A 12,047-nucleotide genomic window follows, 5' to 3' on the forward strand; every position below is an offset into this window, starting at 1 on the left:
TTGCTATGGGTAATAAAATTAATAATGAACATAAAAACCTTTAGGATTTTCTAAAAGTTTTTATGTTCATTAATTTTTTAAATACGATATAAAAATTTTGATTTGTCGGTGAAATAAAACGTATTAAGGATGGACAAAATTGACCCTAATGTTTAGAAATATAGCAATTACCAGTTTAATGAAGATAATGAATTGAATAATCAAATTTTTTAATTTAAACCTGTTTGATATATCTATTGATAATATTCTAGATTTTAAAAAAGAGTAAATCAAGATATATGAGTATTGTTAAATATGATATTAAAGGAGCGATATAATGAATATTAAGCTTGAATTTCCTGATAAATCAGAACATGCTATTCAAAAATTATTTGAACAGCAAGTGATTCAGAATCCGAATTCTGTTGCGTTGGTATATAAAGAACAACAGTTAACTTATAAGGAATTAAATGAAAAAGTAAATCAATTAGCTTTTTATCTACAGAAACGAAACGTAGGACCTGAAAGTATGGTAGGGGTTTATATAGAACGTTCTTTAGAGATGATTGTAAGTATATTAGGAATAATAAAAGCTGGTGGCGCATATGTCCCGCTAGATCCCGCATATCCAACAAAGAGACTTGAATATATCTTGAAAGATGCCAACATACAAGTATTGCTAACACAAAGTCATCTAACACAGTGGATACCTAAAGAAATAGACTGTATTGATATAAAAGAACATGAAATGAATATTTCGAGAGAAAAAAGTATAAATCCTACAATTGAAGTTAAACTAGATAATTTAGCATATGTAATCTATACATCTGGATCTACAGGAAAACCCAAAGGGGTATTAATTGAACAAAAGAGCTTATGTAATTTTATTATTTCTAGTATTAATTTAACAAAAATGAATGCAGACAGTAGAAATATTCAATTTGCTTCATTATCATTTGATGCTTCAGTATTTGAGATATTTACTAGCCTAGTTTCAGGTGGAACTTTATATGTATGTAGTCAACACGATATTATGCCAGTTGAACCACTTACTCAGTTCTTGCAAAAAAATAAAATTACACATGCACTTTTACCACCTACGGTACTTAATTTGTTAGATGAATCTGCATTTAAAGATTTACAGGTTGTTACTTCTGCGGGATCAGCATGTAGTGAAAAAGTTGCAAAACGCTGGATGCAAAATCATCTCTTTATTAATGCGTATGGTCCAACAGAAACCACAGTTTATACTGTCGCGGGAATATATAAAGGAAATGGAGCACCTCCTATTGGTCAGCCCATGCCAAATGTAGAGGCATATGTATTAAATAAAGATCGTAAGCGTGTCCCTATTGGAACAGTAGGTGAACTTTATATAGGAGGTATCGCATTAGCACGAGGATATTTGAATCAACCTGAATTAACAAAGGCATCATTTATCCCACACCCATTCAAGAATAGCTCTAATGATAGATTATATCGGACAGGTGATTTAGTTAAATATTTACCTGATGGAAATATAGAATATATAGGAAGAGCTGATAAACAAGTTAAGATTAGAGGATTTCGAATTGAGTTAGGTGAAATTGAAATAATATTAGGAAAACATCCAGATATTAAAGAAGTTACTGTGGTAGCGCAAGAAGATACATTTGGAGATAAAATTTTAGTAGCCTATATTGTAGGTGAAGGAGATACACAAGAGTGGAGAAAACATGTAGAGGTACATCTTCCAAATTATATGGTACCGGCTCATTTTATCAAGATAGAATCATTACCGTTAACTGTTAATGGGAAGGTAGATAAAGATGCTTTACCTGCATGGGATTCTATTATACAAACGAGCGAGGGATATATAGCACCTCGGAATAGAGTAGAGAGAAAATTGGTAGAAGTTTGGTCAGAGGTATTAGGGATTGACTCCTCTGTCATTGGGATAAACGCTAATTTTTTTGAGTTAGGTGGACATTCTCTCTTAGCAACTAAAATAATTTTACGTTTAGGTGTTGATTTTTCAATTCTAATACAAGTACGTGACATATTTGAATACCCTACTATTAAAAGTTTCTCAAAACGTTTAACATTTTTATTGGGGAAAATGGGGGAAAGCGATGTTTTAACACCATTACAATCAGTAAAACGTGAACAATACGAACCATTATCTTTCGCTCAACAACGTTTATGGATAATGGATAAAATTGAAACAAATAGTGCACTTTACAATGTCCCGACTGCATGGCGTTTAAAAGGGAAATGGAACGTTGAGATGTTAAAAAAAGGATATGCTGCAATGATACATCGCCATGAAATTTTACGGACAGTATTTCAAGAAGTTGACGGAAAACCAGTGCAAATTGTTCAAAAAGATATAACAGTTCCCTTATCAGTAATTGATTTATGTTATCTTTCTCCGGAAGATAAAATATCGAAAATGGATAAAATATCGAAAATAGAAGCTGAAAAGCCGTTTGATTTAAGCCAAGGGCCTTTATTGCGTGCTCATTTAATAATAATGGACAATGAAGAGTTAGTACTTCTTTGTACCGTCCATCATATTATTTTTGATCGCTGGTCATTAGATACTTTTATCAATGAATGGATGAGTTTTTATCATGCATTTTTGGAAGACGAAACTGAAAAGCTTCCCCCTTTACCTTTTCAGTATATTGATTTCACAAAGTGGCAAAAAAGCTGGTTAAAAGAAGATGTTATACAAAAACAATTAGCATATTGGAGGAATGAATTACGTGGCTTACTTCCTATATTGGAACTCCCATTTGATTATCCTCGTCCAACAATACAAAGCTATAATGGAGATACGTATCAAATTGTCATACCCAATAAATTGTTAGAAAAAATAAAGGTATTTAATTATAAGGAAGGTGTTACACTATTTGCCACGTTATTAGCAAGTTATCAAGGGTTTCTTTCTCGTTATACAAATCAAAAAGATATTTTAGTAGGCAGCCCGATTGCTAATAGGAATTATCCAGGAGTTGAAGATCTTATTGGATTCTTTGCGAATACTGTAGTCTATCGTGCAGATTGCTCAAATAATATAACATTTAAAGAATTGGTCCAACAGATAAAGAAAAAAATGTTAGATGCACAAGAAAATCAGGACGTTCCTTTTGAAAAAGTTATAGAAGCCATACAACCAGAACGTGATATGAGTTATTCTCCACTATTTCAGACAATGTTTGTTTTTCACAATCAATTAAAAGAGTTACCAAAATTATTAGATCATAGCGTAGAAAAAGTGCCTAGACATATGAATGGAGCAAAGTTTGATATAACTATAGCAATGGAAGAGATACCAACAGGATTACAACTGGACTTTGAATATAATACAGACTTATTTAAGGTTTCTACAATAAAAAGAATGGCTCAATCTTTTGAAATTTGGCTAGATGAAATTTTACAATTTCCGGAGGAACCTATTGAGAATCTAAGAATAATTACTAGGAAGGAAGAAAAGCAATTATTACATGAATGGACTAACATAGAGGGGAATTATCAAAAAGATGTGGTGATTCAAGAGTTATTTGAACAGCAAGTGATTCAGAATCCGAATTCTGTTGCGTTGGTATATAAAGAACAACAGTTAACTTATAAGGAATTAAATGAAAAAGTAAATCAATTAGCTTTTTATCTACAGAAACGAAACGTAGGACCTGAAAGTATGGTAGGGGTTTATATAGAACGTTCTTTAGAGATGATTGTAAGTATATTAGGAATAATAAAAGCTGGTGGCGCATATGTCCCGCTAGATCCCGCATATCCAACAAAGAGACTTGAATATATCTTGAAAGATGCCAACATACAAGTATTGCTAACACAAAGTCATCTAACACAGTGGATACCTAAAGAAATAGACTGTATTGATATAAAAGAACATGAAATGAATATTTCGAGGGAAAAAAATACAAATCCTACAATTGAAGTTAAACCAGATAATTTAGCATATGTAATCTATACATCTGGATCCACAGGAAATCCAAAGGGTGTCCTTTATGCACAAAAAGGTCTATGCAATTTTATTAATGCCAGCATTGATTTTACAAAATTAAATACGAGTAGTAAGGTAGTTCAGTTTTCTTCAATTGCATTTGATGTTTCACTATATGATATTTTCGCAACTCTGGTGTCGGGTGGAACTTTATATGTATGTGGTCAACACGATATTATGCCAGTTGAGCCACTTACTCAGTTTTTGCTAGAAAATAAAATTACGCATGCATTTTTACCACCTACGGTACTAAATCTGTTAGATGAATCTAAATTTGAGGAATTACAAACTGTTATTTCTGCGGGTTCAGTCTGTAGTGAACAAGTGGCAAAACGGTGGGTGAAAAATCACCTCTTTATTAATGCATATGGTCCAACAGAGGCATCGGTTGCTACTATAGAAATTTATAGTGGTGAAGGGACACCACCTATTGGTCGATCTATCCCCAATGTAGAGGTATATGTATTAAATAAAGCTCAAAAACTTGTCCCTATTGGAACAGTGGGTGAACTTTATATAGGAGGTATCGCATTAGCACGAGGATATTTGAATCAACCTGAATTAACAAAGGCATCATTTATCCCACACCCATTCAAGAATAGCTCTAATGATAGATTATATCGGACAGGTGATTTAGTTAAATATTTACCTGATGGAAATATAGAATATATAGGAAGAGCTGATAAACAAGTTAAGATTAGAGGATTTCGAATTGAGTTAGGTGAAATTGAAATAATATTAGGAAAACATCCAGATATTAAAGAAGTTACTGTGGTAGCGCAAGAAGATACATTTGGAGATAAAATTTTAGTAGCCTATATTGTAGGTGAAGGAGATACACAAGAGTGGAGAAAACATGTAGAGGTACATCTTCCAAATTATATGGTACCGGCTCATTTTATCAAGATAGAATCATTACCGTTAACTGTTAATGGCAAGGTAGATAAAAATGCTTTACCTGCATGGGATTCTATTTTACAAACGAGCGATGGGTATATAGCACCTCGGAATAGAGTAGAGAGAAAATTGGTAGAAATTTGGTCAGAGGTATTAGGGATTGATCCCTCTGTCATTGGGGTAAACACTAATTTTTTTGAACTAGGTGGGCACTCTTTAAAAATTATGAGTACTTTAGTAAAAACATTTTCTGAAGGTTGGAATGTAACTATTAAAGATTACTTTGAATTAAAAACTATTAATAATATATCTAAAAAAATTCAATATGGATATAGAGTAAATTCACATTCAGATACATTAGATATTAAATTGTTAACACCTCCAAAGAAGCTAAAGAAAACAAAAAGATATGCATTTAGTAATGGTAGCAAAATACTTTTAACAGGAGCTACAGGATTCTTAGGTATACATCTACTAGAACAACTATTGGATACTACAGAATGTAAGATATATTGTTTAGTTCGTGGGGAAAATAAACTAGAGGCGAAAAATCGTTTATTAAACATGTTACAATTTTATTTTAAAAATAAATTTGTAAGATATCAATCTTTAGTAAATCAACGTATCTTTATTGTGCAAGGTGATTTAGCTAAACAAAATATGGGATTAGAAAACGAATTATACAAGGAGCTTCATCAACAAATCTCAACTGTTATTCATGCTGCGGCTTTAACAAAACATTTTGGCGAGTATAGTGAATTTGAAAGAGCGAATGTCCAGGCGGTGAAAGAACTTCTTGCATTTGTTGGTGATACTAAGGATTTACATCATATATCTACAACTGGTGTAGCAGGACAATTTGTATTAAGTGAAAAGGAAACAATATTTAAAGAAAGCGATTTTTATGTAAAACAAAATTACAATGATAATGTGTATGTGAAAAGTAAATTTTTAGCAGAATATGAAATATTCAAGGCAATATTAAGGGGAACAGATGCTACTATTTATAGAGTAGGAAATCTTACAAATAGATATATTGATGGACAACATCAATATAACTTCACCGAAAATGCATTTATGAGCAAATTGAAATTTATATTACAATATGGTATTGCGACGGATGTATTATTATCAAGTGAAGTTGAATTTACACCTGTAGATTATTGCAGCAAAATTATTACAGGGTTTGTAACATCAAATGAAGTGCATGAAAATAGTGAAAATTGCGTAAATCATATATACAATCATCTTACGTTAAATTTAAATGAACTTGTAAAGTTACTAAATTCAATGGGATATCCAATTAAAGTAATTTCTGAAACAGAATATCAGCAATTTATTTTAGAACTATCTAAAGATAAAAAGAAACAGGAAGATATTCAAAATCTCATGACATTTGAAGAGCCAAAAGATAATTGTTATAAACCAATTAAGCTTGATTCGACTGAAACTCAAAAAATGCTAAAATTATTAGGTGTTCAATGGCCTATTATTAATAGTGAATATATACAAAAAATTATTGCTTATATGGCGAGTGTTACTGGTAATGGTTCTGTAGCAAATTTTTTTAAACAAAGTTACACTTTAAAAAGCTGATTGGGAATATGAGAAATGAGATATTTTAAAGGAAAGCAATTAAAAAAACATAGAAATTTTTTAGGAGAAATCATTGGAAAAGGGCGGCTTTTAGTCAGCGTATAAAAGTAAACTATCATATATTACTTTTAGTATTCAATAGAGAGTAGCGTCAAGGAAGTCCTTCTATAAGAAAGTATGAATATGTCGTTTTCTTTAACTGAAATAGAAATGAACTTATTATATAATAAGTTCAAGAAAATTTTTCCTTTTTAATCATTTTTAAATAACCATAAACCTTTCGGGTTTACGATTCATTACAAGGAAGTGTATATAACATATATGCTAATTTGTAATACGAATGTATTCCTGGAAGGTTTTTTGCATTGTAGGAATAGTACAAGTAATGAACTAACAAGGATTTAAATTTTCGATTTAGAACAGCTTGTTACGTAAATGCGAAACACTACGCTTGAAGATAGAGGTACTTACAAATTTTAAAAGAATTTCTTTTGTGTACCAAGAAGCAAAATATATTTATGATAAAATATAGAAAAAGCTGATTAAGAAGGGACAATTAAAGTGAAACCAACAATTTATGATGTTGCGGAAAAAGCAGGTGTATCAATAGCAACTGTTTCTAAGGTAATTAATCAAACTGGTCGTATTAGTGAAAAAACAATAAACAAAGTAAATCAGGTAATGGATGAATTAGATTACCAGCCTAGTAGTGTAGCAGCAGCGTTAACAGGTAAAAAAACATATACGATTGGGGTACTTGTCCCAGATATCTCAAACCCATTTTTTGCAGAAGTAGCAAGAGCTTTTGAAAATAGTGCACGAGAATCAGGGTATACACTTATTTTATGTAGTACAGACCATCAAACAAAACGTGAGCACGAATACATGGATTTACTATTTAAAAAGCAAGTAGATGGCATTATTATTGCAACGGAGCTAAATGAGTATAAACTTGTAAAAAAAATTGTAAATCGAGATTTGCCACTTGTATTATTCACTGTAGATCATCCTTCCATCACGACTCATGTTGTGACAACTGATGATATGAGGGGAGGCTATCTAGCTGGAAGTTATCTAACACAGAAAGGCCATACATCTTTAACGATTATGATGGAGAAGGATAGAAAAAGTAGCTTAGGGAGATTGACTGGTTTCAAACAAGCTCTTACGGATTCAGGAGTTTCGTTAGATGATGAGGCTATCATTAGTTGCTATTCGACAGTGGAAGATAGTAAACGTGCAAGTAAGGAATTACTTCATTTGCCTAACAGGCCTACAGCTGTTTTTGCTTGTACAGATTTAATTGCTATATGCCTTATGAATGAAGCAAGAAAACAAGGACTTTTAATTCCGGAAGATTTATCAATAATCGGATTTGATAATACAATTTATGCTGAGATTGCAGATCCAGGGTTAACAACAATTGAACAGCCAATTAAACAAATGGCAGCCTGTACGTTTGAACAACTGCTAAAAACGATGGAAATGAAGGAGCATGCTAAGCAAAAAATTACAATTATTCCTCAGTTAGTAGAGCGATCCTCAGTAAAGGATATTACATGCTAGCTTTTTTACAAGTCTATTTGAATGTAACAAAAGAAGGTCATCATAACTAAGTATAGTTAGGATGACCTTCTTTTATATTTAGTATTTAAACAGAGAATTGCTCACCGCTTTTCGCATTTAAATCCTGCTTCATTTCATTTTCCTTTGGAATAGTAAGGAAATGAGTTAAAAATGCACCAAAGAAATACAAACCAGCAAAGATCCACATCACGCCACCAACACCTAATGAACCGATAAAGGCTGTTACTACTAATGGTCCAACAAATGCTGATAATCCTGAACCTAAATTTAAGACAGACATTGCAGCTCCTTTATTTTCAGGAGATAAAGATGGGACTAATGCGGTGAGAGGTACATAACCGGCAAGTGTTGCTCCATAGCAACAGGCAACAAATAATATTGCCCAATAATTATGTCCTACCATTTGTGGCACATAATAAAGTGCAAGAGTTACAATACCGCAACCGACTCCTCCGAACCATTTAATCGTATTTACCCAACCAAACTTGTCTCCAACAATACCAAAAATAATATTAAACACCATATTTACAAAGAATAGAGTACCCCAGATTTGAAGCCATTCAGTCATAGTAAAATTATATTTCATCATATAGGTAGGTAGGAAAACAACAAATCCAAACTGAGCGGCCGAGTTTATAATTTTTACAATACCGCCTATACCAACTTTAGGATTTTCAAATGCGATGGTAATTCCTTTTAGTAATTCGCTTGATTTGTTAGCGCTTACGGTTTGTGCTTTAAATTTATCCTTATTTACAACAATTGAGAATAATCCCCCGACAACAACAAAAATTAAAGCACTCCATAATGTAGCGATTTCTCCGATTTTAGGAACCATATAGCTAGAATAAAAGGCTCCTATAACACTAAGCCCTAGCTGGAATACGAACCAGAACCAGCCAACTGCTCTTGAAAGCATTTGTTGAGGCGTACTGTAAGATACCCAAACTAGGAAAGAATAAGCAAATAAGGGATAACCAAACCCGCGTAGGGCATAGCAAATTAATATTACGGGATAATTCATATGTTGAATTCCAATACCGATGAACCCGATTGAACCTAAAATGAATGATACTAAACCAAACGTCATGACTTTTCTTGGCCCCCACATTTGTACAAATACCCCCGAAAACCAAGAAGAAGCAGATACAGTAATTCCGTAAATAGTAAACAGAAAAGCAGCGTGTTCTAGCGTTAGTCCTTTTTCAACGAGATAAGGGGATAACCATCCCTGTTCTAACCCGTCCCCAATCATAAAAATGATAATCCCTATGTATCCCCAAGTTAAATTAGAAGGGATTCCAATCTTGTCCATAAATGTTTTGTTTGAACTAATAGCGTTCATTCTCCCACCACCGATAAGTTATTTTGGTTAAGCGCTTAATTCTTTTTGATAAAAAAAGTATACGCTTACATGATAGGGTCGTCAATTAAATTTTTTGATAATTTACAACTTTCTTTTATAGAAACATTCTATTTACTTATTGGAGAATAAAATAATGGCGAGTATGAAAAGAAAGAAATGCCTTATAGATGGGGGGATACTATTTAAAAGGCTTGTTTTTCTTTGTTATATCAGTATTTTAAAAGAATATATTTGTAGTTTTTTAGAGTATATATTTCTAATTATTAATTTTTATTTTTATGTATTACGTATATTGAGGGAATGTAAAATTCGAATGAAAAGAGGAGTGTTCAAAAAAATAAAAATGTTTTCAATTTAGAATCAAGTGTGTATAATGAAGAAAAATAGGGAAAGCGCTTAACTAATTTGATGTGCTAAACCCTATAGACTTTCATTTCGTTTCTTAAATTTTAATATAGAGGGAGAAATCATATGAACGTTTTAAAAATTGGGATTATTGGTGCTGGACGAATTGGGAAACTACATGTTGATAATTTACAGCTTATGCCACAAATAAAAATTAAAGCGGTTTCAGATGTAGTAATTAGTCATCTAGAAAAGTGGGCTCAAGATAAAGGGATTTCCACTCTGACTACAAACTATCAGGATTTATTAACTGATCCAGAAATTGATGCTGTCTTTATTTGTTCACCAACAAATACACATGCGCAAATTATTAAAGAAGCAGCTCTTGCGAAAAAACATATTTTCTGTGAAAAGCCTGTTAGTTTCTCGGTAGAAGAAACATTAGAAGCATTAGAAGTGGTAAAAGAACAGGGAGTATCTCTTCAAGTAGGCTTTAATCGTCGTTTTGATCCTAATTTCAGGAAAGTATATGATCTTATTCAACAAGGCGAAGTGGGGCAGCCGCATATTTTAAAAATTACGTCACGCGATCCACAACCGCCGAGTATAGAATATGTTCGCTCTTCAGGCGGATTGTTTATGGATATGATGATTCATGATTTTGATATGGCTCGTTATGTGATGAATAGTGAGGTCGTTGAAGTATTTGCATATGGAACAACATTAATTGATCCATCCATTCAGGAAGTAAATGATGTTGATACAGCAGTTGTTACATTAAAATTTGCAAATGGAGCTTTAGGAGTAATTGATAATAGCCGCCAAGCTGTTTATGGATATGACCAGCGTGTTGAAGTGTTTGGTGAAAAAGGTGCGGTTGCTGCGGATAATTGCTGCCCGACAACAGTACAAGTTTCTAAAACAGAAGGTGTTGTAAAAGATAAGCCGCTTTATTTCTTCTTAGAGCGTTACACGCAGGCTTACATTGAGGAAGTAACACAATTTACAAAGTCAATTATAGAAGGACAAGCTGTTATTTGCAGTGGTAATGATGGGTTACAAGCAGAGCGAATTGCGAAAGCTGCGAAGGAATCTTTGCTAACAGGAAAACCTGTTCAAATTGAACATAAACAGCCTGCATTAAATCAATAAAGAGAGCGCTTACTTCTAGATAGATAAAGAGTAATGAATAGTAGGTTTATAAAAATATGAACCATATCATTCATTCTTTCATAAAGCATGGGAGGTAGTAACAATGAATCCACTTATTTTTAAAGAAGATTGTCCATTAGACCTTATTGCAGTTGGACGTTTATGCGTTGATTTAAATGCTAATGAAACACAACGTCCTATGGAAGAAACAAGAACGTTTACTAAATATGTAGGAGGTTCTCCTGCGAATATTGCGATTGGTGCTGCACGTCTTGGCTTACAGACAGGGTTTATCGGTAAAGTGTCCGATGGCCAAATGGGCCGCTTTATTACTGGGTACCTAAAGGACAACAATATTAATACAGATCAGATATGTATAGATCGTACAGGTGCAGTGACAGGTTTAGCATTTACAGAAATTAAAAGCCCTGAAGATTGCAGTATTTTAATGTACCGCGACAATGTCGCAGACTTAAACCTTGATCCAACAGAGGTATCAGAGGACTATATTAAACAATCAAAAGCACTCTTAATTTCAGGAACAGCTTTAGCGAAAAGTCCTTCTCGCGAGGCGGTATTTTTAGCACTAGAATATGCGCGTAAGCATGATGTAGTTGTATTTTTTGATGTGGATTACCGCCCTTATACATGGCAGTCAGAAGCTGAAACGGCTGTGTATTACAATCTAGCAGCTGAAAAATCTGATGTCATTATTGGAACGCGTGAAGAATTCGATATGATGGAAAAACTATTAAACTATGAAAAATCGAATGACCAAGTTACGGCTGAAAGATGGTTTTCTCATCATGCGAAAATCGTTGTAATTAAACATGGCGGGGATGGCTCAATCGCTTATACGAGAGACGGTCAATCTCACCGAGGCGGTATCTTTAAAACAAAGGTGTTAAAGACGTTTGGCGCTGGCGACTCGTATGCATCTGCGTTTATTTATGGCTTAATGCAAGGGCTTGAGATCCCTCAAGCGATGCGATTAGGAGGCGCTTCTGCTTCAATCGTTATTTCTAAACATAGCTGTTCTGATGCAATGCCAACAAGGGCAGAGATTTCTGCATTCATGGAAACGGCTGAGGAATTGGTATAGAAACGTCATGAATT

At 33.3% G+C, this 12,047-nt stretch carries 4 protein-coding genes and 1 pseudogene; 4 read left to right on the top strand and 1 reads right to left on the bottom strand.

Going from position 1 to position 12,047, the window contains the following annotated elements; translation table 11 throughout:
- Positions 1-358 precede the first annotated feature (358 nt).
- Positions 359-6,481 (top strand): annotated as a pseudogene (locus tag AAG068_RS12335) (amino acid adenylation domain-containing protein); the annotation flags it as partial.
- 561 nt (positions 6,482-7,042) lie between these two features.
- Complete coding sequence (locus tag AAG068_RS12340) at positions 7,043-8,047, top strand: LacI family DNA-binding transcriptional regulator (protein WP_342719481.1); 1,005 nt, start codon at positions 7,043-7,045, stop codon at positions 8,045-8,047.
- Between the two features lie 85 nt (positions 8,048-8,132).
- Here the strand turns inward: AAG068_RS12340 and AAG068_RS12345 are convergent, their stop codons facing one another.
- Positions 8,133-9,413 (bottom strand): MFS transporter, encoded by a 1,281-nt coding sequence (locus tag AAG068_RS12345; RefSeq protein WP_342719482.1) that lies wholly within the window; start codon positions 9,411-9,413, stop codon positions 8,133-8,135.
- Positions 9,414-9,905: 492 nt separating this feature from the next.
- Between AAG068_RS12345 and iolG the strand changes: the two genes are divergently transcribed.
- On the top strand, positions 9,906-10,931 hold the full coding sequence (gene iolG / locus AAG068_RS12350; protein ID WP_342719483.1) for an inositol 2-dehydrogenase: 1,026 nt from the start codon (positions 9,906-9,908) through the stop codon (positions 10,929-10,931).
- A gap of 103 nt (positions 10,932-11,034) precedes the next feature.
- On the top strand, positions 11,035-12,033 hold the full coding sequence (gene iolC / locus AAG068_RS12355; RefSeq protein WP_342719484.1) for a 5-dehydro-2-deoxygluconokinase: 999 nt from the start codon (positions 11,035-11,037) through the stop codon (positions 12,031-12,033).
- Positions 12,034-12,047: the final 14 nt, after the last annotated feature.

Source organism: Bacillus paramycoides (genome assembly GCF_038971285.1).
GTDB lineage: Bacteria > Bacillota > Bacilli > Bacillales > Bacillaceae_G > Bacillus_A.